Raw genomic sequence first — 23,362 nt, forward strand, 5'->3', positions numbered from 1 at the left:
CTGAGTTTTACCAATCTTCAGACCAGCTATCGTCACTCTGAGCCCTTCCACCCGGATTGACTGAGGAACCAGAGTAACCCCGACTAGAGCTGCTGAAACCCCATAGAAACTGGAGCAGCGCCATCCCAACCATACCCAGTCCCACACTAAACGCCAGCACAATCCCAAACGGAATTTCCACCGACTTAAACAGCAGAAACTCAAAAGAGACAGGCGTAAAATTCTGCACCGAAACAATGGCGATCGCCACAACCCAGGCAGCCAAAAGTAGTGAGGCGAGTAGATTAACCATTGGTAGGGGGTGAGGAGAAAGAGGAAGGATGAAAGGAGAAGAGGGAGTCAGGAGTCAGAAATTAGGAGACAGAAGTTCCCCAACTAAAGACACCGAAGTTACCTTTGGAGGGGGTCTGGGGGACGCAACCGTCCCTCAGCGGGGGTTTGGGGGCGCTTGCCCCCAAGGCTTTTCCTAAACACCCACAGGTTGAATCTGATGAATTACCCGATCCATATGCTGAGCAATCTGGGTTTCCTTCTCAGGAGAATTTGTCTCCATATAAACCCGCATCAACGGCTCAGTTCCAGAGGGACGTAGCAACACCCAGCTACCGTCTTCTAGGTAAAGCTTAATGCCATCCTTGCGACCCACTTCCTTCACCTTAATCCCTGCCACTTCCGACGGTGGATTCTTAGTGAAAGATTCCAAAACCGCTTCCTTGTGAGGGTTTTCCAAGTGCAAGTCGAGACGCTTGTTGTAGAGCGGACCACCTGCTTCGGCGATAACTTCTGTTACCAACTGGCTCAAAGGCTTACCTGCATAAGCGATCGCCTCAGCCACCAACATATCTGCCAAAACCCCATCTTTCTCAGGGATATGGTCGATGATGCTAAGACCACCCGACTCCTCACCACCGATTAGAACCGTGGTTTCCCGCATCTTCTGGCCGACATACTTGAAGCCAACCGCCGTTTCGTGAATTTCTAAGCCATACTTAGCGGCAAAATTATCTAGCAGATGGGTCGTAGCCACAGTCCGCACGATTGCGCCATTTTTGCCTTTATTCTTGACCAAATGGCGGGCCAACAACAGCAGCACCGTGTTGGGAGTCAAGACATTGCCTTGCTCATCCACAATGCCAAAGCGATCGCTATCTCCATCTGTCGCCAAGCCCAGGTCCGCGTGATCGCGCTTCACGGCTGCAACCAACTCTTCTAGCTGCTCCCCTTTCGGCTCAGGCATACCCCCACCAAACAGCACATCTCTGTAAGTGTGGAACGCTTCTATTTCGCAGCCACAGTGCATCAGCACTTCATCCAAATAACCCCGTGAAGTAGAGTAGAGCGCGTCATACTTCACCTTGAGCTTAGCGCTGCGAATCCGCTCGACATCTAAAAGCGTATAGATGAACTTTAAATATTCTGGCTTGGGGTCAAAGGTAGAAATGCGATCGCCATTGCCAGTCGATACAGGCGCGTCACTTGCTCCTTCAATATTGGCGACAATCGTATCTGTAATTTCGGTCGTTGCAGGACCCGCATAGTCAGGAATGTACTTAATCCCGCAGTAGGGGGCAGGATTGTGACTCGCCGTGAACATGAGCGCTCCGGCTGAGTTGAGGTGACGAGCGTTATAGGCAATGACAGGCGTTGGGCAGTCCCGATCCACGATTTTGACAGTCCAACCTAACTCTGCCAACACTTCAGCAGCCGTTTGAGCAAACTCATCTGCTAAGAAGCGAGTGTCATAGCCAATTAAAACCGGTCGATCCTGGGAGTAAGCGGTTTTGAGATAGCTGGCGATCGCGCGTGTTACCCGCCGTACATTAGCAAAGGTAAAGTCGTCAGCAATGATCCCTCGCCATCCATCCGTACCAAACTTAATCGCTTTCGAATTGCTGCCTGCACTCATAGTTGCCACTTTGCTTAATTCACCCTCAATAGTACAAGAACCTTTCGGTCCCAGGTGTAGCAATCTGCGCTGGCATTACGCCTTGCCATTAACGTAACTAGTCCTGGTTTACGAAATTTTATGTAACTAGAGTGAGACACTATTGACACAATTTATACCTTAAGGAAGGTAGACTTTTCTCATAAATCATGCCGACAGCGGCTAATTTCTGGCTTCAGACTGAATTGAGTTTCCAATTTATCTTCCCAAGATTGAAGATTCTCAACAGTCTGTTTTACTTTTCAGCAAAAATACAGGATACTTGATGTCTAATAGAGCATTTCTCAGAAAACTGTAAATATCTGCGTATTTTCTTCCTTGCTTATTGGTGCTGAATGACTCAGCCGCCGCTTGAGATGATCAAGTTTTGATTTCTAAATTCAAAAACCCTGTTGATAATTGTGGATTTGGTAATGACTCATTCCCTGGCATCTACTGCGGCTAAAGAGCAACCGTCTATGGCATTGCCGTCTCAGCTGCAACGGATTGCAGCACCAAGCTCAGGTTCCAGGGGGGCAGTACCAGAATCTAAGGTTCATTCCTTAGCAGCCATTTGGGCCAGAAAATACGTCGTTGCCGTCACTTCTAAGGAAACGACAGAGCAACTAAAAACGAGTGATAACCTGGCGGCGGTCAATTCAAAAGAGGGGCGCACTCTCACTGCCAGCAAGCTACTCAAGCAGTTAACCTTAGCCAGCGCTCAGGCTTGGTCCACCACAGAAACGTTGCTCTCCGAAGAAATGGAGCGCCACGATATTGACCCCAGCTTGATCGACCCTTGGCAAATCGCGGCCGATGCTCACAACTTATTCAAGAAGTCATTAGATGCTTACGCCGAGCGCATCACTCCTCGGCGGTTGTCAGTGGTAGTGGGAAATGACTTTGGCCGAGTGCGGCGCAAATACACAGCTCAAGACCCACGCGCGATCGGTTTTGTCAGCATGCAGTTTCACTACACTGGCAAAATGTTGCTAGAAAAGTTGCCGCCGACAGAGCGATCGCTGCTAGAGCCTTACTTCAAGGTTATGGATGACCACATGTATATGCCTTTGCGGGATGCTTACAGAGCAGCGGCAGAGCATGACCTTGGCTCCCCCGTCTTAGAAGCAGTACAGGCTCTATTACCTGTGAGCACCAAAATTGCTCATGCGGTTTGCAGCCAAGTGGGGCGATCAAATCCGGGTTATGAGAGCTATAGTGGCTTACTCAACTCATCATCCGTTCGAGTTTCTAGCATCCGTGATGTGGAAATGTTCCAGGTGTATCTCTGCCTGTGCATTTTGGAAGACAGCATTCGCTCGGTGCAACAAGAACTCTTCCCGCTTTGTGTCATGCTTTATCCCCGCCTCAACGTCAGTTGGAAGTTGGTGCAAGACATGCTACAAACGCTGGGCTGGGAAATGCACGATCGCCTCACCCCAGATCATCTAGCGCTATTTTTACCCTACCTCCGTACCTTGACTGAGATGTTTTCCGCTGAAGTCTTTCAGAATTAAGGTTTCAAACAATTCTGAGCTGGGCAAAGGATTTCTACCGTCTTGAGCGCGGCATCTGGTGCAAACGCTTGAGTCTCGTTGTATTCCTGCGTCGGTGAAGGGTAGATGCCTGCAAATTGAGCTTTATCTTGGGTCTGAGGGCGGAAATGAATCCTGTCAGCGGGCTGCTGAGCGAACTTCACGTACTCTCTCGACTCGTTGGCCGTATGGTAAGACAGCGTTGCCTGACCATAAATAGTTTCGGCCTGCTGGAGTGCCATGCCAGGGCCAACACCCTCAGCCGTTTGGAACTGAGGATTATCTGTTAGCAAAATTTCAAACTTATCTGTATCCGCTAGTTGGGTGACAGCCGGATACAGGATGTAAAACAGGGTTTCTTTTCCTTGCTGCACCGCGATCGCATCAAAGTCAACAATGTAGGGTGACTCAACCTTGAAGGATGTTTCTGGCCCTAACGCCTGCTTCACCTCTCCTAACGTCATGCCAAATTGAGCCGCTCCAATACCTTTCGCGGAAATCGTTTGGGCTGGGGTAGGCGGCTGAGTTGGTGCAGGGCGATCGCTGGGGCTGGCTATAGCTGTAGCACTGGGACTACCAGCAACACTTGCCGGGGGACTAGATGATGTTTGTTGAGGTACTGAATTGCAACCTAGCAGGGGCACCAAAATACCAAGCCAGAGAACGTAAAACTTCGCCGGAAAATGTTTCACAGGGCAATTAATATTCCAAGAACAGCATGTCGAAGATTTCTGTTTGATCAGCTTTGGCTTGAGGAGGGATCGGTCGTGCCTCAGGAACTATACCTGACCGCATTTGCTGCAAGGTTGTTTCCAACACCACAATTTGTTGATCGAGTTGTGTCAGCCGCTGATTGATTTGCTGGCTGCGCTGCTCAATTTTTTGTCGTTCCTGTTCCAGCCGTCTGCGCTCTACTACTAGCTTATAGACATCCAGATACACCGTCGCTTCTGTTTGCTGACGCGGCATTGTGCTGATCTTAGGGGTAATGATATTGGGGCGGCTGGGTCTTTGTAGCATCTTCGAACTCCCTGGCGAACTCTCTGGCATTTTGCTGCTTAGTATTCCCAAACCTTGGGGGTTGCTTGGTACTCCAGCCCATGTTCTAGCCATTACCGCGCATTCCGGCAGGCTTGTTGCCACAATAAAGATTGAAGCTTATGCAGTTTCGCCAGTAGTTCTCTAGAAATTCCATGATGCCCCCCGTTTCTAATGCCTCAGCCGTGACTTACTCCCATCTCACTGCCTTGACCTGGAACTGGCAGGGATTTCCGATTTCCTACCATACCCAAGGCGATCGCGGGCCTGCCGTTGTCCTAGTACATGGTTTTGGGGCATCCTGGGGACACTGGCGCAAGAATATTCCCGCTCTAGCCAGTACCTGCCGCGTTTACGCCCTAGATCTGATTGGCTTTGGGGGTTCGGCTAAACCGAAACCTGGCCCATTGCAGCCTGGGGAGCAAATCGAGTACACGATGGAAACTTGGGGCCAACAAGTTGCCGATTTTTGCCAAGAAGTGGTCGGCGGTCCTGCTTTTCTGGTGGGGAATTCGATTGGTTGCATTGTGGCGATGCAAGCAGCGGTGGATCGGCCAGAAATTGCTTTAGGAGTTGCTTTACTCAACTGTTCCTTACGGCTACTGCACGATCGCAAGCGGTTGGGATTGCCCTGGCATCGTCGAGTCGGTGCCCCGGTGCTACAGCGTTTACTGGGCGTGAGTTGGATTGGGCAGTTCTTTTTTAGTCGTCTAGCGCAACGCAAGGTGGTGCGGAAAATTTTGTTGCAGGCGTATCGAGATCCAGCCGCGGTTTCGGATGAACTAGTGGATTTATTGATGGCTCCCACCGTGGATGCAGGAGCGGCAGCAGTCTTTTTGGCCTTTACGCGCTACTCTCAGGGGCCATTGCCAGAGGACTTACTACCCGTCTTACCTTGTCCCGCGATTATTCTTTGGGGGGCCGAAGATCCTTGGGAGCCGATCGCTTTGGGGCAGGAGTTCGCCAAGTTTCCCCAAGTCCAGCAATTTATTGCGCTGGAGGGCTTAGGGCACTGTCCGCAAGACGAAGCTCCAGAGCGGGTAAATCCAATTTTGCAGGAGTGGATTATGACTCAGGCGACTCACTCCGAGCAAGCTGTACCTTAGCGGCTTTGCTGGCGCAGCCAGTCCTTACCGACTTGGATCGTGACATCCGATTGCAAAGCCCCTGTGCTCTCGATGCGGACTTCACCAACTCCTAAAACTTGGCGCAAGGCTTCGGCGCTTTCGGCATCTCCTTGTTGGGCCACAATCCGCGTCACATTCAGCGGTTCGGTCCAAGGATCATTGACGGAAACATTCTCATATCCTGCCTGATTTAGCGCACTCATCACGCCATCTGTAGCCGCAGACTCACGGGTGCTGTCTTGGATCGCGACTCGCAAATAGGCGGGGTTGGTGGGCAAAGCACTACCCACACCAAGATTGAAGTGCTGAGCCATCAGTGATTGAATGCGATCCTGATCAGGAACCCAATAACTTGCTTGGAATTCTCCTGGAGCGCTAAAGTCGCCAGGCACCATCAGCATCTTTACGTTAGAGCGGTTGGTCTGAGTGGCAAATCCGACCAAAGCCATTAACTCTTCTACGCTCAGATTTGTGTCGAGGTGCGACTGAATCACAGACAAAATCTTGGGGACGCGAGCCAAGGTAACCGGATTGAGCGCTTGCTCCATTAAGGCTCGCATCAGCATTTGCTGGCGTTGAATGCGGCCAATATCTCCATTCTCGTCGTAGCGAAACCGCAAAAACTGTAGAGCTTGGTTGCCGTTTAAGCGACGTTTGCCAGCCTTGAGATTAATGTAGAGGTGTTGGCTGTCATCCTGATACTTCATGTCTTTGGGGATATAGACCGTGACACCACCCAAAGCATCGATTAGTTTTTCAATTCCCTGCACATTGATCCGAACATAGCGATCGATACCCACGCCATCGAGTAACTCGCTAGTAGCTTTGGCGCTGAGGGCAGGACCACCATAGTAGTTCGCTTCATTAATCTTGGTGACTCCATATCCTTCCACATAGGCGCGGGTGTCGCGAGGAATGGATAGTACCGCTAACTTTTTGCTGTCTGGATCGAACCGAACCAGCAACATGGTGTCAGTCAAACCATCAAGCGAGTTGATTGTGGCTTGATAACCTAAGTTACGCGCGTAAGCAGGCGGATTTTGGACGTCGGTGGAGAGGACCTTAGCGCCCAATATCAGAATGCTGACGGGACGGGTGAGTTGAGGTAAGCGGAAGTTAGGATTGCTGGAAATGCTCTCGCCTTGCCCAAAGACTGCTGCTTCTTCAGCGCTGAGTTTACTCTGCATCAGTGGGGTGGTTGCCAGAGATACCGCCAACAAAGCTCCAGCCGTCGCTGATAACATAGCGACCCCAGTGAGGCTAAACAATAGCCAAACCAAACGTGAGTTACTTGATTTCGTCGGTTTCTTGGGCACGGGCTGATGACGTTTCGGCAGCGATCGCTGGTAAGGGATCTTTTGGGTTGACACTGGCTTCCTCAACACACACTAAAGCAAAAATAGCTGATGCTACTGGAGTGACTTGGAAACCTCTGCACCCAAATTGCTCAAACATAGGGCAGCCAATCTCAGGCTGGCAAGCCAACAGTTTTCCAGCCTCTGTCCAGTTCACAGCAGCATGTTAACAGTATTCCCTCGATTCTGTGCCAAAACTGGACATTTGATGCCCCTCTCTTAGGTTTAGCTAAGGAACGAGCCCTTTGGCTTCAAACGCAAGAGAGAGTTATCGCTCATCTAAAAGCAGCTTCCTACTTACGGTAGGCGATCGCTCAGATGACTGACTCCAGGTAAACGCAATGGTTTACGCTGCCACAGCCGCACCATTAACCAGATGTTGACTAAAAAATAGCCAGAGGTGAGCAAACTGCTCATCAATAGCAAGGGTAGGGTGAGAGATTCCGAAGTTTGGGCTCCAGTGCCTAATAAGATATACCCAAACAGCCATCCTAGGGCGAGGGTTACAACCAAGCGACTTAGGGCTTTTCTCTGACGACCTCCTTCATTGCGATAGAGCGTCCAGATGGCGGGAAAAAAGCCGACGACTGGGATCAGGTAGAAGAATATCTGTAGCCGTTTTAAGTCCTGGCTTTCTAGAGGGTCAACATCTTTCATGCTCACCAACCCCAAGTGCCCGATGCGCCTTTAAATGGGCCAACAATATCTGAGGTGATCCAACCACCGTAGAAGTTTCCTGGTTGGGGCTGGACCTGTTCTCCATCGACGTAGCAGGCTTCCATTAAGTGGGGATAAAACGCCACATAGTCCTTGATGGACTCAAAAGCAGGAGTCGGCTCGGGGTAAAACCAAGCCGCATTTGGAGCCTGGCGATCGCCGACGGCAACGGTGTAGTAACCTGCCCGTCCTTTCCACTCACACCAAGATGCTTGAGCAGAAGCAATTAAAGAGTCTGGATTAATATCCGCAGGAGGAAGGTAATAAACGGGAGGATGACTGGTTTCTAAAACTCGTTTTGCTTGATGGGTGTCTGCGATCACGACGCCATTAAAGACTATTTGAATATGCTTAGGAGAATCTTCTAAGCGGGGCGGACGGGGGTAGTCCCAGACTGATTCTTGTCCTGGCCCTGGAATAGTACGCTCACGGTTCACTTACAATCATCTCCTCAGAAAGACAACCTCAGCCAGCAAAATTTGTATCATGAATGATTCCGATTTTTCAGCCGTGCTGGAGCGGCAAGCGCTCAGAGAGGGCGATCGCTCTCCTGTTGGCAGGAGGCTAATTTTGTTGGTAGGGATAACCATAGGCTAACAACTGCTGAGAAATTTCACTGCCAACTCAGTTCCCCGCTCCAGATCGGGAATACTGCATGTGTCATCCTGGCATCTAAGCTGCAAAGCTGAGTCCATGAGTGCCAGTCTCAGAATCAATGGCAAACTCTATCAGTTCTACTTCTACTCTCAGAGGTTTTAGCAGATGCTGAGTGAACTGCTTTTCGGCGCTAACCTTTTGTTGGCAGGCTACTACCTCAGTACTGTCTTTCTCGCGGCTCGCAGAGCGGCCCGACAGCGGTTGATACCAGAAGTAGCTTGGTTGGCTCCGCTCTCGAAAGCACTGTCTCTGACTCCGTTGAGCCACCCCACTTTGGTACTAGAAGCGCCAGCTATGGGGCAGATGACTGAGCAAATGATTCAGCCAACCATGAGGCAAACGGCTGAGCGCGATCAGGCTGGGAAACCACTCAAGATGACTGGTTCCGGCTCTAATTTGACACAAAAACAAACGGAGCAAAAACAAGCGGCAGCAGCGATCGCTAAACGAGAGCAATATTTAGCGGCTTTAGTCGAGGTGCAGCAGCAACTCTTGGTTTGTAAGGAAGATTGGCGGGGGTACACTTCAGTGCTCCAGCTCCTAGGCCAGGTTTCTGGAGCTAGTCGAGTTTATATCTTTGAAAACCACTTTGAAAACTCCCATCTGCACAGTTCTCAGTTGCTGATGAGCCAACGGGCTGAGTGGTGTACCGCAGGCGTTCAACCCGAAATTGACAATCCCGAGCTACAAAATCTTTCCTATGCCGACTTTTTTCCCCGCTGGGCCGAGAGGTTGTCGCAAGGCGAGATTGTGGCGGGCATCGTGGCTGATTTTCCCGAATCAGAACGAGTAATTTTGGAGCCGCAAGGCATTCTATCGATTTTAGTGTTGCCCTTTATTGTCAATAGCCGATTTTGTGGCTTCATTGGTTTTGATAACTGTGTAGAAGCCCGCGCTTGGGAAACCTCGGAAATTGATTTGTTGCGAGCCGCTGCTGCCGCGATTGCCTTAGCGCAAGAACGCCATCAAGCCGAGGCAGTGTTGCAACAACAGTTTCAGCGCACGCTCTTACTCAAGAAAATTACCGAAGAAATTCGCCAAAGCCTGGATGCCTCCCAAATTTTTCAGACTGCGGTGCAACAGATTGGTCAAGCTTTTCGCGTGAATCGTTGTGTGATTCGGACCTATCTCACGACCCCTACCCCTCGGATTTGCTTGGTGGCTCAATATGCTGAATCCGGTTTTAGCTTGATCAATCAGGCAGAAGTGGCCGATATTTCTGCGGTTAATAATGATTTGGTCGCATCAGTTTTGTCGCAAGACCGAGCGATCGCCTACACCAATGTCTATGCTGAACCGCTATTAGAGCCTTATCACTTTATTTTTAATCCCTTAGAACTTAAATCTTTATTGACGATTCGCACCTCCTATCAAGGAGAAGCGAATGGCGTAATCAGCCTCTACCAGTGCGATGACTTTCGCGCCTGGACTCCTAATGAAGTAGAGCTTCTAGAGTCAGTGGCCGCCCAAGTGGGGATTGCTCTGAGTCAGGCGCATTTGTTAGAGCAAGAAAAGCACCAGCGCCAAAAGTTGACTGAACAGAATGAAGCCCTAGAACAGGCAAAGCAGGCGGCTGAAACAGCTAACCAAATTAAGAGCGAATTTTTGGCCACAGTCAGTCATGAAATTCGTACACCGATGAATGCGGTGATCGGTCTGGCGGGCCTCTTGCTCGATACAGGGCTGACCATTCAACAGCGAGATTTTACTGAAACCATTCGTAGTAGTGGAGAAACGCTCTTAACCATCATCAATGACATCTTAGATTTCTCTAAGATTGAATCTGGCAAGTTGGAGCTAGAGCAACAGCCCTTTAATCTCTGTACTTGTATTGAGGGAGTGCTGGACTTACTAGCACCCAAGGCGGCAGAAAAAGGGTTGCAAGTGGCTTATGTTTTGGAGACACAAGTTCCTACTTCAATCGTGAGTGACGTCACTAGGCTCCGACAAATCTTAGTTAATCTGCTCGGCAATGCGATTAAGTTTACGGCAGCCGGAGAGGTGGTGGTTACTGTCGCTGCTCGCAAGTTAGGGGCGACCCACGCTTCCGCCAGTTCTGGGGCAGCGAAATATTCGATTCGTGTGGCGGTGAAAGATACCGGAATTGGCATTCCTAGCGATCGCCTTCACCGTCTGTTTCATCCCTTTAGTCAAATTGACGCTTCCACTAGCCGTCAGTATGGCGGTACTGGGTTAGGGTTGGCCATTAGTCAGCGATTAAGCGAATTGATGGGAGGCCGCATTTGGGTGGAGAGTGAAGTCGGGGTAGGCTCTACTTTCTATTTTTCCATTGTGGTTGAGGCGACACCTAACGCTGTAGAGAGCGAGTTATCAATGCGATCGCCCCAGTTTGCTGGAAAACGACTGCTGATCGTGGAAGGCAATGTGACAATTCGCCAAATCTTGGTTCAACAAGCTCAGATGTGGGGCGTCACGGCTGAAGCCGTCGGTTCTAGCCAGGCAGCCTTGGAGCAAATTACGCAAACTCCCGCCTTCGATTTAGTGATGCTGGACCCGCAGGTTCCAGGCTTTGATGGCTTGAGCTTGGCTACAGCGATTCGCCAACAGCCGCAAGGTCAAACCGTCCCCCTCGTCCTGCTGAGCTCTGTAGGCAATTCCAAAGCCCAGACCGAGCTAAGCCCGATCAAGATTGTTGCAATCCTGAGTAAACCGATTAAGCAGTCGCATTTCTATGAACTCCTGATGCAAGTTTGGGGACCAGAGGCAGGTTCTGCTTCATCTGCTAGCCTGCGGGCTTCGGAAGTCAAAGCTGAGATTCCTTGGCTGGCGGCGCAACATCCTTTACGAATTTTGCTAGCTGAAGACAATGTGGTGAACCAAAAAGTAGCCTTGCATTTGTTGCAACGGATGGGCTACCGCGCTGATGTGGCAGGTAATGGCTTGGAAGTATTAGTTGCTCTGCGCCGCCAGCGTTATGACCTGATTCTGATGGACATGCAGATGCCCGAAATGGATGGCTTGACGGCAACAAAACAGATTTGTCAGGCTTGGTCGGTGACTGAGCGGCCTCGCATTGTTGCCATGACTGCCAACGCCATGCAAGGAGACCGAGAAGTTTGTCTGCAAGCAGGGATGGATGACTATATCAGCAAGCCGATTCGAGTCGAAGAATTAATGCGGGTGCTGCGAGAGGGTCAGGCTATAACAGCCCAAAAAGCTAGTACTTTTGCCTTTGGAGCGCTAGAGACTGTAATTGATTTGGAAATCTTGCAGTCTTTGCAACAGGGCGAAGACCTAGCTGCCAGTAGCTTCTACCAGGCGATTGACCGTTATTTAGAAGAAGCCGCTGATTTGATGCAGGCGATCGCGCTAGCGGTGACGAATCACGATCCAGCCGCCTTACATCAAGCCGCCCAAACATGGAAATCTTTGAGTGTGATAGTCGGGGCTTTGCCACTAGCTGAGCTTTGCCAAGAACTGGAAGCGATCGCGTGTCAGGCAACGCTGGAAGAAGCCGTGGTTTTGCTGCCCCGCTTAGACCTGGAATACAGAAAGGTGAGAACGGTGCTCCAGCAAGTTAAAGACTGTTGATACATTCAGCATGGTCATAGGCAGGACTGTTGACTTTGGTGCTAACCGGGTAAGCAGTCATAACCTCGGCTGCATAAGGCTGGAGCCAGGGTTGCAACTGCTCAGGCTCGCGCACAGTGGGATCAAGCCACAAGTCGTGACTTTCGGGAGGCAAAATCACTGGCATGCGATCGTGAATTGAGCTGAGTAACGCATTGGCTTGGGTAGTGAGAATGGTGCAGGAATCAAGGCGATCGCCCTCTGGGGTTTGCCAATGCTCCCACAGCCCTGCGAAGGCAAACGGTTGCTGATCTTGCAGTCGGAAGTAGAAGGGTTGCTTTTTCTTCTCTAAGCGCTGCCACTCATAAAAACCATCTGCCACAATCAGGCAACGTCTTTGCCGAAATGCTGCTCTAAAAGCAGGCTTCTCCGCCACTGTTTCCGAGCGAGCATTAATCAACCGAGATCCCATACTCATGTCTTTAGCCCAACTGGGAATCAGTCCCCAGCGCAACTGACGCAATTGTCTCTGGGGCGGTTCTGCGGGTTCTGCGGTCGCGAGAATTGCCATGATCGGCTGCGTCGGCGCAATATTGTACCGGGGTGCGAGATCAGGTACTGCCGCCAAGTGAAATGTGGCAGCAATGGTTGCTGCGGATTGGCTCTGAGTAAATCGTCCACACATGCCTAAATCCTTCGCCTCTCAAACCTGGGATAGCTTTTTTTCTGAGCAGATTCTCTTACATTGAATGTAGAGCTAGGCCGAACCAGGCTTGCTCTGTCTAGCGAAGAATATTCATCCTTGGTAATACTCTTACTAGAGTTTATTTACTAGATTGGGCTTGACCTCCGTGGCTGATGATCGGTTGCAACTAAAAACTCAATCTGAACCCCCTGTCCAGCGGCCTACACAAGCTCGGCGGCTGTTAAATTGGTGGCAATCTCTCAAGCCGTTTCCTCGCTTTTTGGCGATCGCGCTGGCAGCACCCCTCCTCGTGCTGAATGCTTGGGCGCTGGCGTTAATGTTCGAGTACTTCCACTCCCTGATTGTGATTTTGATTGGCGCGTCTTTGATCGCCTTTCTACTCAACTACCCAGTCAGTTGGTTGGAGCGACATGGCGCACAACGGCAGCAAGCAGCAATTTTGGTATTTTTGTTGGCTTTGTCGGTGTTGTTGGCCTTGGGCGTGACGCTAGTGCCTTTGGTGTTCAGCCAAGCTCAACAATTAGTCAGTCGCTTGCCCGACTGGATTGACTCTGGGCGGCGGCAATTGCTGATGTTGAATGAGCGGGCCGAAGCGTTGAATTTGCCCGTTAATTTTGATGCGTTGGTGGTGCAAATCAACGATCGCTTGAAGGGACAATTACAAGGAATTGCAGGGCAAGCGCTCAACTTGGCGGTAATTACAGTTACAAGTTTGCTAGATGGTCTATTGACCATTGTGCTGTCGTTTTACTTGCTGCAACACAGCGATCGCCTTTGGTTCAGCGTGGTCGAGTGGCTACCTGCTCCCGTGCGTCAGCCTTTCACCCAGACGTTGCGACTGAGCTTTCAGAACTTTTTCATTGGGCAGTTGATTCTTGCCACCTGCATGGCCTCCGCCTTGATTCCCACATTTTTGTGGCTAAAGGTGCCTTTTGGCTTGTTGTTCGGCTTGACCATTGGTTTGATGGCTTTGGTGCCCTTTGGCGGTACCGTCGGCATTGCCCTCGTGACGCTACTGGTAACTTTGCAAAACGTGTGGCTAGGGCTGCGAGTTTTGATTGCCTCGGTCATTGTCCAGCAGATTCTGGAAAACTTGATTGCCCCTCGAATCTTGGGCAGCATGACAGGCCTAAACCCAGTCTGGGTCCTAATCTCTATTTTGGCAGGGGCACGGGTCGGTGGATTGCTCGGTGTAATTGTGGCGGTGCCCACAGCAGTTGTGATCAAAACTGCTTTAATGGCCTTGCGATCGCCCAACCTCGGCCAAGCCGCAAGCCACAATTTTGTGACGGAAGGGCCGAGTCTCAGCGCTCCACGTACGATTGTGGAAACAGCCCCCCTGCACCCGCCAGAAGACCCCACGCTCAAAGAGGTACCAGAAGCTTAGCGCTCCACCCAATTCGAGCCTAGGTCTGAGGATTTACCATCGAACCCATGAACAGCAAGCTACCTGTTTGATTGTCTCGGATTGCGTAAAAGAAGGGGCGATCGGCCACTAGCTTGAATGGCGTTGGTGGAAATTGAGTTGAGGTGACGATCATCTCTACCGAAGTTGCTGCTGTTGCTTCAGTGCCGACTTCGTTGACTTCCACAAAGGTTTTGTGTCGCACCTGATCGATCGCCAAATCTGCCTGACTCATTCCCGAGAAATCCGCCTTGCTGCCATTGAAAGCAAGGCCCATGCCCAACGTTTTCAACGCGTTGTTGAGATTGAGGTCATACTCTAGCTTGAACTTGGGAATTTGAATGGAACCGGGGCGATTTCGGAACTCCTTCATCCATTGCTCCCAATTAGCGGCGGTTAAATCGCGGTAAAAGGACGGTAGATTAGATTTAGATTTAGGCAAAAACAGATACAAGCTCAAGCGCCCTTCTCCATAAGGCAGGCTTACCGCTTGAAACTTACTAGTTTCGTAATAGTCGTATTCCCCGGTTTGGGTCATCAGGGGGTGCTGCTTGCGGGTACCATTCGCCAGCATAAAAGGACGCTCTACCGTAGCTGCTGCGTCGAAGGCTTCGCTCCACTTGCCATTGAAGTAGACCGCATTGAGCAGCAACAGCACCAAATTCGGTTGTACTTGGTCCACAATCTGGCTGATTTTACCTCGGGTCTTCTGCTGCACCCAACGGTTGATCTGGCTAGCTGCCTGAGGCTGGGTGAAATCCAGTTCTGTGATCTGGGCTTTGTAGAACTGTTGGTTGCGCTGCAAAAATTCTCGCTGGAATCCCGCACCTTTTTGGGTCCACAACGAGTTGGCGATCGCCACTTCTACCGCTGGGTCTGCCTTTTGCAATCCTGAGATCAGGGCTGCATTGCTGCGGTTCACGTCCGCTAAGCTTAAGCCTTGCAGTTCCAGCGCTTTAGCCATTGCTTGCTGCGTCTCTCCCTTGGCTCCGTTGTAGGTCATCGCTAAGGCGATCGCAACACTAGAGGGTGAGATAAACACATTCTTGCCAGCATCAGCTTTCAGAGCTTGTGCAAATAGCTTGAAGCCAAAGGTGGTGTTGGCAGTCACAAGTTGACGATCAAGGGTCTCTGACTGCGAAGTGGTTGCCTGAGCCTGAGGCCGCACAGAAGCATTAGGCCGTGCCTGGGCAGCGCTTAGCGTCACCAGTTGCCAGCCACCGACCAAGCTAAGCAGTAACAGGGTGCTAGCGGTAATCGTGCCAACTCGTTGCAATGACCGTGAATTCATGAGGCTGCTCTGCGGCTCAGGGATGAAAAACTTTCCTTCCCTAGATTAGTCTGGTCGGGATAAAAGCACCGGGTAGTTACCTTTTCCGCAACATCTCATTACGGTTAGTCACTAACGCTTAGCAACTGTGTAATCAAGAAGCTGCTAGGCATGTTGATTCTATGTGGCTTTATTTGTAGCTCCAGCTCAACATCCACAGAACACTGCTCACCAGCATCACGGTACAGAGCGCGATCGCTGTCGCCACCCAAGGGACAAAAATAAAGCCGATCGCCGCCCCAATCATGGCTCCAACAATAGTACCTAGGACTGCTCCTAGCGCTCCTGACCACAAAGCCCCCGACATGGAACCCAAAGTTGGCTGAAAGAAAAAGCTCAGCTGAGACGCCAAGAGCGTATTGAGCAAACCACCTATCACCCCAAGACTCGCTCCATAGCCCGCATAACCTGAACCTGCGGCGATCGCAGCCATTAGGACTTCTGGGGTAATACTGGTAACTAGGAGGCTAATCAGACTTCCGAGGCTACCGACGATGCCCCCTAAGCAAGTGCCATAAACGCTCCAAAAAATCACATTTGGGATTTGGGGCCGAGCACTAAATCGAGCACTAAATAAGGAATTGCTTAAAGCCCCACCCATGATCACCACGATCACCGCGCCAATCGACTCAAAATGAGGCAGATTCGCTTGTAGCGGCACGATAGCCTCAGGCAGCAGCCAGCAAACTCCCCAGAACAGCGCTGCACTAGTCACACTGCCAATTGAAGTCAGGATCGTAGCCGCGATCGCGGCATTCACAGGCCCCCAGATGGCACCCCCCACCGCGCCTAATAATCCGCCCCCGACTGCCCAAACAATGGCCCAAACAAGTATCCAAACCACAGGCACAATCTGGTTTAACGAGCCGGAACAGTCCACCAAGCCAGCCCATAGGGTTGAGTTGCTTGATTCATCTGCTGGCGATACAGAACCCGGATTTTATACCGCCCCGTCGTAGGAATCGCGTAAAAAATATGCTCAACGCTATCAACTTCACTAACCGAGGCCCAGATGCTATCCGCTGGGTCATTATCCTCAGCTCGCATCAAATACAGATCTAGATTATTCAGGCCGCGATCGCTAAAGTTCTCGTTGATATCATACTCACCATTGCGATTTTGGTCTTGTAACTCCACTCGCCGAGCCCAAGCCAAGGTGACAGAGACAAAGCTGCCTTGTTGTAGAGGCTGCTCCAGCACATAGTCCTGAAACGAACTCTTCGCTTGCGCCGCCACAGTTCTGTAATCCCAACCAATCGGAGGGACTGGTGCAGTGGGGTTCCATTGGCCTGGTTGAAATTGTTGGTAGGCGCGAAACGTGTTGAGTTGTCCCGTGCCCATATGCAGGTTGAGGGGAATCGTGCGATCGCGGTAGGCATCTGAAGCAAACCAGTCTTGCTGATTGCGATCCAAAATGGTGCGACTCATGCCTAAAGTCCAGCCGTCGCCGCGATCTCGGACTTTATCCGCTGAGTTGAGCAAAACTGCTTTCATCACTTCATGGCGTCGAGCATCCAACCCCCACTGATTGCTTTTTCGGCGCATCGCGGCATCGCCAAATTCTTGTAACAAAGCCACGCTAGCGGTGACGTGGGGTGCTGCAAAACTGGTGCCAGTGACTCTAGTGGTTTTGCCATCTGGGTTCAGCGCCACGATGTTACTGCCAGGAGCCACCAAGCTAATAGCGCGACGAGGCCCCACGTTGCTCTCCAGACCAAGCGATCGCTGGGATGGGGAAATAACCTCATCACCTAAGTTAGCTGCATCTACCAGAGCAAAAGGCCCATTACTGGTTAAACGACGAGTAAAAGCGACATTCACCCCATTAAAGTTGTCTGTGGGAATAGAAATGCCTCCTCTCCCCTGATTACCAGCGACAACATACAAAACGTCATGGGCGCGAGTGGACCAATCTAGACATTGGGTGAGTAGGGCATTGCCATCAAGACGGGCTTTAGGGCGCGGGTCTTGTTGTAGCGATTCCCCAAAGCTGAAGTTAATGGCTCGGATGTCTCCCCCATTTTGCTGCGCCACATGCTGAGCCGACAAACATTCTTCTGGTTGGCCGTTACGCTGCAATAAGCCAACCGCAGACGCATAAAGCCGCGCTTTAGGTGCTACGCCCCGCATGGTTGGATCAGCGCTAACCATGATGCTGGCCACATTTTGAGCGTGACCATCAACGTGGGTGTTGCCTTTCGCAGGGCCATCTCGAAAGAAAACCCGCAATAGCGCGATCGCCCAGCTTTGATTAACGGCCTTATCGACACCAAACTTACCCGGACGACCGATTTCTACCTGACCAATCGCAACTTTGTTGCCCGTAAGGTTGTAGGGGGGAGCTTGCAGCCGATAGACATCAATGCCCGCTTCACCCAGCGAACTTCCAGCAACCTGGAAGGAGGCAGGCAGAACGGTAACACTGAGTCCTCCCCATAACCCTGCTAAGCTGTTCAACATCCACGGCTGAGTCACAGCCTCTCCTCCACGAAATCTTTACAAGCCAAGGGGGATTTGAGGATCAAATGACAACCTTCTAATTAAATATTTTTTAAACATTTTGTTAAACTGGATACGACAGAGGACACGGGAGAAATCGTTCGCCATGACGCAGCCGCAATCCGAGAAACAGATAGTTATCGCTCCATCCATCCTATCAGCCGACTTTAGCCGTTTGGGAGACGAAATCCGTGCAGTAGATGCAGCAGGAGCAGACTGGATTCACGTAGATGTGATGGATGGCCGCTTTGTTCCTAACATCACGATTGGTCCGCTGATTGTAGAAGCGATTCGCCCCGTGACTCAGAAGCCTTTGGATGTCCACCTGATGATTGTGGAGCCAGAGAAGTATGTAGAAGGTTTTGCTAAGGCTGGAGCCGATATTATCTCTGTACATTGCGAGCACAATGCTTCTCCCCACCTGCATCGCACCCTCTGTCAAATTAGAGAACTCGGTAAGAAAGCTGGCGTAGTCCTCAATCCCTCAACCCCTTTGGAATTGATTGACTACGTTTTAGAAGTTTGTGACCTCATCTTGATCATGAGTGTCAACCCTGGCTTTGGTGGTCAAAGCTTTATTCCTGCGGTCCTACCCAAGATTCGCAAGCTGCGTCAAATCTGTGATGAGCGGGGTCTCGATCCTTGGATTGAAGTTGATGGTGGCCTCAAGGCTAACAATACTTGGCAAGTCTTAGAAGCAGGTGCTAACGCGGTCGTGGCGGGTTCTGCAGTCTTCAATGCACCCGATTATGCAACTGCGATCGAAGGTATCCGCAACAGCAAGCGTCCTGAGCTAGCTACGGTCTAATCATAATCTCGCAGTTACTTAAAACTTTTCCTTGGATAATGCAATGGCAAGTTACTAGTTCCTGGTAGCTTGCTTTTTTATTGGTCTTTGATAAAAAACAGTGGACGTTAAAAATGGCAAACCTCCAGAGGATTTTGGCCTTTGGGCTGAGCTGGCTCCATTAAATAATTGAAAACCCAAAGGCAGCTAATTACAGGTACCTTTGGGTTGAAAAGTTTTTACAGTTTGAACTGTCTAAATCATGAGCACCATTAAAGTGAAGATTTTCAATTAACCTTGACTCGAATAGTGCTGATTCACTAAAGCTCAGGATTACTTGTTGCGGTTAGAGAGCCATCTAGCAGCCACTAGCCCAAACGCAGCACCCACCATAGGATTGCTAAAGAATTTAACAATACCTGGTTGCTCAGCTAAAACATCGCGGAACAGATCAGGATGATTGTGATAAGCAAAGCTCGCCAGCTTAGTCACATCATCTGCATTCATGCGGCTGGGGTGATGAGTAGAGAGACTCAACTGCCGCTCCAAATCGCGATCGCTCAACCCACGTTCTTTGAAGTGCTTGAAAAACTCACGAGCTACATCATCCCGCTCATTGGGTTTGATTTGGGCGATCGCTTTCTGTAGCTCAGGCTCCATTTGAGCAGAAGGGATCTTTTCTGGATGGAAGGAACGACCAAACAAATGACGGCGCTCATCTTTAGAAGAACGCTGAGCAAAATCGTCAAAACTTTGATAGTTCTCCAGAGATGAGTTATCGTCGAGTTGCTCGGTACTGCCATGAGCCAAATCATTCATGATTTGACGCTTGTAATCTTCGCTGCTAGTCACAGTATTAATCTCCTACTAATCATCAGAGTTTTGGCAACATCTGAAGTTATAAAAAAAGCTATTTGAAAGCTGCTCGGTAGAATAGCGATCGCTGGTCTACGTCTTGTTGGTCTACACCTTACTGATACTCAACTTGCTTAGAGCCAGCATCGTAGCGAGCAGTCAAAATCAACTGTTTGTCGGGGGCATACATCAAGACCGTCAGATCACGGTTAGGCGCACTCTGCCGGAAGCCTTGTACCAAAGACTTGGCTAAGGGCCGCACTTCGTTAGGCTTAACTTGCTTGGAAATTACTACTCCCAGCTTGTTGTTATCCCGAACATAAGCATCCTGCACTAAACCATGAGCTGTCTGCACAACCCAGTTAGCAAGATTGCCACCTGCAGCTGTGTTACCTCGTTCCAGTTGGCTATAGCCTGCACGATTCTCAATTTGAGTCGGCTGGTTCACCGCTTGAGTGGTTGAGGATGGCCCACCACAAGCGGTTGTAATGGTAAGTACCAAAACCAAAGCTAAAGCCGTGAAAAACTTACGACTATGTTGAAGTAAATTCACGAAAGGTCTCCTCGCAAAATTAGTTAATCATTTGAATTGCTATAACTTTCTACTGTTAAAAGTAGGATTTGGAAGTTATTTAGCAAATGGTGAGCCTACTACAGATGGCAACTAGATTTGAGTTAGTTGAAAACAGTATTTTTTGAAAGTAGGTGAGACCTTCGGAGCTAATAGCGGTTTTGTAATTACTCGTAACTAACTCAAATGCAGAAAACTCAAGAAATATAAGTACCCAGGTAATCTGGGTAGCTCGCAAGCTACCCAGCGCTCACATTAGAACTAGTTATGACTAGTCAATTGCTTTCTTGATGTTATCTTTGATGTCTTCTTTAGCGTGCTGAGCTTGAGACTCAACTTGCTTGGCTTGTCCTTCTGCTTGGTCTTTGGGATCGCCCGTTATATTTCCCCAAGCTTCTTGAGCTTTGCCTTCAATATTTTTGCCAGCTGCTTTAGCTCTATCTTCTGCACTCATTTTATGTACTCCGTAATTTTCAAAACTCTAAATTCAAATATCAAGTTGAAAAGTGAAAATCTATTCCACTTGACAATTCCTAATGTAGCGACAACTACGATCTGAGCCATCTGCCAGAAGTTGCATTAGCCTTACTCTAGATTGCACCTTTTGATTTAACCTTTAAGGATTACGGTTTGTGAATTAAGAAATTTCTTATTTATTAATCTCTTGAATTTGATTCTTAATTCAGTAAATGTGAGCTGAGAAAGGTAAAAAATGTTGCCTTATCTTTGGCTGTCTCAAGAGTTTCCTAGGATTGTGCCCAATCACTAATTGATTTACTAGTTAGATATTTGACTGTTCAATATTTCAATATAAAGACCTAGATTCTAATCAGTCCTCAGCTCACAGTTCTATCCGCTACAGTTATATTGAGAGTCACTAATGGTTGTAATTCGCAGTTCAGATTGAAGTGTTGAGATATCCTGGGTTGCTTTAGCGGGTTTCATCGTGATTTCAACGGGCGATCGCGAATTTCACCGTGTTCTAGGCGACCAAATGTACTACTTAAGATCGCTACACTAGAGGAGTGCCTAGTTGACTCCGAGTGACCCCAGATTGCTCTCAAGTTACTAGGTGCAAGAGTCGAAACTCTAGCAAATTTGTGCTTTTATTGAGTCGAGATTATGGCGCAATTCCAGATTCAAGCTCCCTTTCAGCCTACTGGCGATCAACCTAAGGCGATCCAGCAACTGACTCAGAGTGTGCAGTCAGGTGAACGCTTCCAGACATTGTTGGGGGCAACGGGTACTGGTAAAACATTTACGATCGCTTCGGTGATTGAAAACGTGGGGAGGCCCACTTTAGTCTTGGCTCATAACAAAACCTTAGCCGCCCAGCTTTGCAACGAGTTGCGAGAGTTTTTTCCTAACAACGCCGTCGAGTATTTCATTAGTTATTACGACTACTATCAACCGGAAGCTTATATTCCGGTGACCGATACTTACATTGAAAAGACAGCTTCGATCAACGAAGAGATTGATATGTTGCGGCACTCGGCCACGCGATCGCTGTTCGAACGGCGCGATGTGATTGTGGTCGCTTCTATTAGCTGCATCTATGGCTTAGGTATTCCCTCCGAATATCTGAATGCGGCTGTGCCCTTGCGCGTGGGGATGGAAGCCGACCAACGCCAAATTCTGCGCGATTTAGCTTCTGTGCAGTATTCCCGCAACGATCTAGAAATGGGGCGCGGGCGCTTTCGAGTCAAAGGGGATGTGCTGGAAATTGGCCCAGCTTACGAAGACCGCATCATTCGAGTGGAGTTTTTCGGCGATGAGATCGACGCGATTCGCTACATCGATCCCGTAACTGGCGTAACGCTGCAAAGCATGGAGGGGGTGAATATTTACCCTGCCCGTCACTTCGTTACTCCCGAAGACCGCTTAGAGGGAGCCTGCAACGCCATCGAACAAGAGCTGCGCGATCGCCTAGAAATTTTAGAGCAAAACAACAAGCTCCTAGAAGCCCAACGCCTAGAGCAGCGCACCCGCTACGACCTAGAGCTGCTACGAGAAGTGGGCTACTGCAACGGTGTGGAAAACTACTCGCGCCATCTCGCTGGGCGGCAAGCGGGAGATCCCCCCGAATGCTTAATCGATTATTTCCCCCAAGATTGGCTCCTAGTCGTTGATGAATCTCACGTCACTGTGCCGCAGATTCGGGGTATGTACAATGGCGACCAAGCCCGCAAACAAGTGCTGATTGAGCACGGATTTCGTTTACCCAGCGCCGCCGACAACCGCCCCCTCAAGTCCGAGGAGTTTTGGGGCAAGGCAAAACAGTGCATTTTTGTTTCTGCCACTCCTGGAGACTGGGAGATGGAAATTTCGGAAGGTCGAGTCGTAGAGCAAGTGATTCGGCCTACCGCAGTGCTTGACCCGGAAATTTTCGTCCGTCCCACTACAGGCCAAATTGATGATTTGTTCGGCGAAATTCAAGAGCGGGTGCAGCTTCAGGAACGGGTGCTGATCACAACACTGACTAAGCGGATGGCTGAGGACTTGACCGAGTACTTGCAGGAGCGCAGCGTTCGGGTCCGCTATTTGCACTCTGAGATTCACTCTATCGAGCGGATTGAGATTTTGCAGGATTTACGGGAAGGCACCTTTGATGTCTTGATTGGTGTGAACTTATTACGGGAAGGCTTGGACTTACCAGAAGTATCTCTGGTCGCGATCCTAGACGCGGATAAAGAAGGTTTCCTACGAGCGGCGCGATCGCTGATTCAAACTATTGGTCGGGCAGCGCGTCACATTCGAGGTCAGGCCATTCTCTACGCCGACAACCTGACTGACAGTATGGCCAAGGCCATTAGCGAAACCGAGCGGCGGCGAGCGGTGCAAATGGAGTACAACACCAAGCACGGCCTCACGCCACAGCCAATCATCAAAAAATCGAGTAACGCCATTTTGTCGTTTTTAGAGGTATCGCGCCGTCTCAACGCCCAAGAACTAGATCAAGTCTATGAGCAAGTCAGTGATCTCCCTCTAGAAAACATTCCGCAGCTGATCGGTCAGCTAGAAGCTCAAATGAAGGAAGCGTCGAAGAAATTAGAATTTGAAGAGGCCGCTAAGTATCGCGATCGCATCAAACACTTGCGCGACAAGCTATTGGGCCATTAAGCACCTCCGTATTATCTCTCAAACTTTGCCTCTGCTTGATGAAACTCTCATCATTGCTTTAAATTTGGCTGCGAAATCTCTCTTAAGCCAGATGTTTAGAAGCGGTTACTGAAAGCGAGAATATGGAGGCTTACTCGTCTTAAGATTTGTGGCCTTCTGATTAGCAGAGCAGAGCGCATTTCATAAGAGATGAGTGAGCTACCTG

21 protein-coding genes are annotated in these 23,362 nt (G+C 49.9%); 6 read left to right on the plus strand and 15 right to left on the minus strand.

All coding sequences use genetic code 11. The features are described 5' to 3' along the window. Nucleotides 1-7: 7 nt before the first annotated feature. Together NDA01_RS00200 and NDA01_RS00205 are read right to left on the minus strand one after the other, a co-directional pair. Nucleotides 8-292 carry a lipopolysaccharide assembly protein LapA domain-containing protein gene (locus tag NDA01_RS00200; protein WP_190553805.1) on the minus strand — a complete coding sequence of 95 codons (285 nt, stop codon included), beginning with the start codon at nucleotides 290-292 and terminating at the stop codon, nucleotides 8-10. A 174-nt stretch (nucleotides 293-466) separates the two neighbouring features. Then, nucleotides 467-1,906 (minus strand): phosphoglucomutase/phosphomannomutase family protein, encoded by a 1,440-nt coding sequence (locus NDA01_RS00205; protein WP_348226443.1) that lies wholly within the window; start codon nucleotides 1,904-1,906, stop codon nucleotides 467-469. Nucleotides 1,907-2,358: 452 nt separating this feature from the next. On the opposite strand from NDA01_RS00205, the gene NDA01_RS00210 reads away from it, so the two are divergent. Next, nucleotides 2,359-3,441, plus strand: coding sequence for a hypothetical protein (locus NDA01_RS00210; RefSeq protein WP_348226444.1), 1,083 nt, complete (start codon nucleotides 2,359-2,361; stop codon nucleotides 3,439-3,441). Here NDA01_RS00210 and NDA01_RS00215 read toward each other — a convergent pair. Together NDA01_RS00215 and NDA01_RS00220 are read right to left on the minus strand one after the other, a co-directional pair. Then, complete coding sequence (locus NDA01_RS00215; RefSeq protein WP_348226445.1) at nucleotides 3,438-4,151, minus strand: hypothetical protein; 714 nt, start codon at nucleotides 4,149-4,151, stop codon at nucleotides 3,438-3,440. The two genes, NDA01_RS00210 and NDA01_RS00215, sit on opposite strands and share 4 nt — an antisense overlap. 7 nt (nucleotides 4,152-4,158) lie before the next feature. Further along, entirely contained in the window at nucleotides 4,159-4,479 is a 321-nt protein-coding gene (locus tag NDA01_RS00220) for a gas vesicle protein (RefSeq protein WP_348226446.1), read from the minus strand. Nucleotides 4,480-4,652: 173 nt separating this feature from the next. On the opposite strand from NDA01_RS00220, the gene NDA01_RS00225 reads away from it, so the two are divergent. Continuing rightward, nucleotides 4,653-5,603 (plus strand): alpha/beta fold hydrolase, encoded by a 951-nt coding sequence (locus tag NDA01_RS00225; RefSeq protein WP_431193260.1) that lies wholly within the window; start codon nucleotides 4,653-4,655, stop codon nucleotides 5,601-5,603. Here NDA01_RS00225 and NDA01_RS00230 read toward each other — a convergent pair. From NDA01_RS00230 to NDA01_RS00245, 4 genes are all read right to left on the minus strand, one after another. Continuing rightward, nucleotides 5,600-6,868, minus strand: a complete 1,269-nt coding sequence (locus tag NDA01_RS00230; RefSeq protein WP_431193261.1) for an LCP family protein — start codon at nucleotides 6,866-6,868, stop codon at nucleotides 5,600-5,602. The genes NDA01_RS00225 and NDA01_RS00230 overlap by 4 nt on opposite strands. A 43-nt stretch (nucleotides 6,869-6,911) precedes the next feature. Next, nucleotides 6,912-7,136, minus strand: a complete 225-nt coding sequence (locus tag NDA01_RS00235; RefSeq protein WP_348226952.1) for a hypothetical protein — start codon at nucleotides 7,134-7,136, stop codon at nucleotides 6,912-6,914. Between the two features lie 140 nt (nucleotides 7,137-7,276). Then, on the minus strand, nucleotides 7,277-7,636 hold the full coding sequence (locus tag NDA01_RS00240; protein WP_190432210.1) for a hypothetical protein: 360 nt from the start codon (nucleotides 7,634-7,636) through the stop codon (nucleotides 7,277-7,279). 2 nt (nucleotides 7,637-7,638) lie between these two features. Then, nucleotides 7,639-8,133: a DUF427 domain-containing protein gene (locus tag NDA01_RS00245; protein ID WP_348226448.1), complete on the minus strand. Its 495-nt coding sequence runs from the start codon at nucleotides 8,131-8,133 to the stop codon at nucleotides 7,639-7,641. A 325-nt stretch (nucleotides 8,134-8,458) separates the two neighbouring features. On the opposite strand from NDA01_RS00245, the gene NDA01_RS00250 reads away from it, so the two are divergent. After that, nucleotides 8,459-11,905 carry a response regulator gene (locus tag NDA01_RS00250; RefSeq protein ID WP_348226449.1) on the plus strand — a complete coding sequence of 1,149 codons (3,447 nt, stop codon included), beginning with the start codon at nucleotides 8,459-8,461 and terminating at the stop codon, nucleotides 11,903-11,905. Here the strand turns inward: NDA01_RS00250 and NDA01_RS00255 are convergent. Continuing rightward, nucleotides 11,892-12,569: an SOS response-associated peptidase gene (locus NDA01_RS00255; protein ID WP_348226450.1), complete on the minus strand. Its 678-nt coding sequence runs from the start codon at nucleotides 12,567-12,569 to the stop codon at nucleotides 11,892-11,894. The two genes, NDA01_RS00250 and NDA01_RS00255, sit on opposite strands and share 14 nt — an antisense overlap. Before the next feature lie 166 nt (nucleotides 12,570-12,735). Here NDA01_RS00255 and NDA01_RS00260 point away from each other — a divergent pair, with 166 nt between their 5' ends. Continuing rightward, nucleotides 12,736-13,977 carry an AI-2E family transporter gene (locus NDA01_RS00260; RefSeq protein ID WP_348226451.1) on the plus strand — a complete coding sequence of 414 codons (1,242 nt, stop codon included), beginning with the start codon at nucleotides 12,736-12,738 and terminating at the stop codon, nucleotides 13,975-13,977. A 19-nt stretch (nucleotides 13,978-13,996) separates the two neighbouring features. Here NDA01_RS00260 and NDA01_RS00265 read toward each other — a convergent pair whose 3' ends face one another. The 3 genes from NDA01_RS00265 to NDA01_RS00275 all read right to left on the minus strand — a co-directional run bounded on the left by NDA01_RS00265 (nucleotide 13,997) and on the right by NDA01_RS00275 (nucleotide 17,800). Continuing rightward, nucleotides 13,997-15,286 carry a serpin family protein gene (locus tag NDA01_RS00265; protein WP_348226452.1) on the minus strand — a complete coding sequence of 430 codons (1,290 nt, stop codon included), beginning with the start codon at nucleotides 15,284-15,286 and terminating at the stop codon, nucleotides 13,997-13,999. Nucleotides 15,287-15,455: 169 nt separating this feature from the next. Then, nucleotides 15,456-16,208, minus strand: coding sequence for a hypothetical protein (locus NDA01_RS00270; RefSeq protein WP_348226453.1), 753 nt, complete (start codon nucleotides 16,206-16,208; stop codon nucleotides 15,456-15,458). Further along, nucleotides 16,184-17,800, minus strand: a complete 1,617-nt coding sequence (locus tag NDA01_RS00275) for a S8 family serine peptidase (protein ID WP_431193262.1) — start codon at nucleotides 17,798-17,800, stop codon at nucleotides 16,184-16,186. The genes NDA01_RS00270 and NDA01_RS00275 overlap by 25 nt, the downstream gene beginning before the upstream one ends. Nucleotides 17,801-17,930: 130 nt before the next feature. Between NDA01_RS00275 and rpe the strand changes: the two genes are divergently transcribed. Continuing rightward, entirely contained in the window at nucleotides 17,931-18,632 is a 702-nt protein-coding gene (gene rpe, locus NDA01_RS00280) for a ribulose-phosphate 3-epimerase (RefSeq protein WP_190432196.1), read from the plus strand. Nucleotides 18,633-18,944: 312 nt separating this feature from the next. Here the strand turns inward: rpe and NDA01_RS00285 are convergent, their stop codons facing one another. From NDA01_RS00285 to NDA01_RS00295, 3 genes are all read right to left on the minus strand, one after another. Beyond that, nucleotides 18,945-19,463 carry a hypothetical protein gene (locus NDA01_RS00285; RefSeq protein WP_190432194.1) on the minus strand — a complete coding sequence of 173 codons (519 nt, stop codon included), beginning with the start codon at nucleotides 19,461-19,463 and terminating at the stop codon, nucleotides 18,945-18,947. Between the two features lie 118 nt (nucleotides 19,464-19,581). After that, nucleotides 19,582-20,019, minus strand: a complete 438-nt coding sequence (locus NDA01_RS00290) for a hypothetical protein (protein WP_348226454.1) — start codon at nucleotides 20,017-20,019, stop codon at nucleotides 19,582-19,584. 289 nt (nucleotides 20,020-20,308) lie between these two features. Then, complete coding sequence (locus tag NDA01_RS00295; RefSeq protein WP_190432190.1) at nucleotides 20,309-20,491, minus strand: CsbD family protein; 183 nt, start codon at nucleotides 20,489-20,491, stop codon at nucleotides 20,309-20,311. 668 nt (nucleotides 20,492-21,159) lie between these two features. On the opposite strand from NDA01_RS00295, the gene uvrB reads away from it, so the two are divergent. Beyond that, on the plus strand, nucleotides 21,160-23,157 hold the full coding sequence (gene uvrB, locus NDA01_RS00300; RefSeq protein ID WP_348226455.1) for an excinuclease ABC subunit UvrB: 1,998 nt from the start codon (nucleotides 21,160-21,162) through the stop codon (nucleotides 23,155-23,157). The last annotated feature ends 205 nt before the right edge of the window (nucleotides 23,158-23,362 follow it).

Origin of the sequence: Trichocoleus desertorum AS-A10, assembly GCF_039962155.1 — a bacterium.
Lineage (GTDB): Bacteria > Cyanobacteriota > Cyanobacteriia > FACHB-46 > FACHB-46 > Trichocoleus.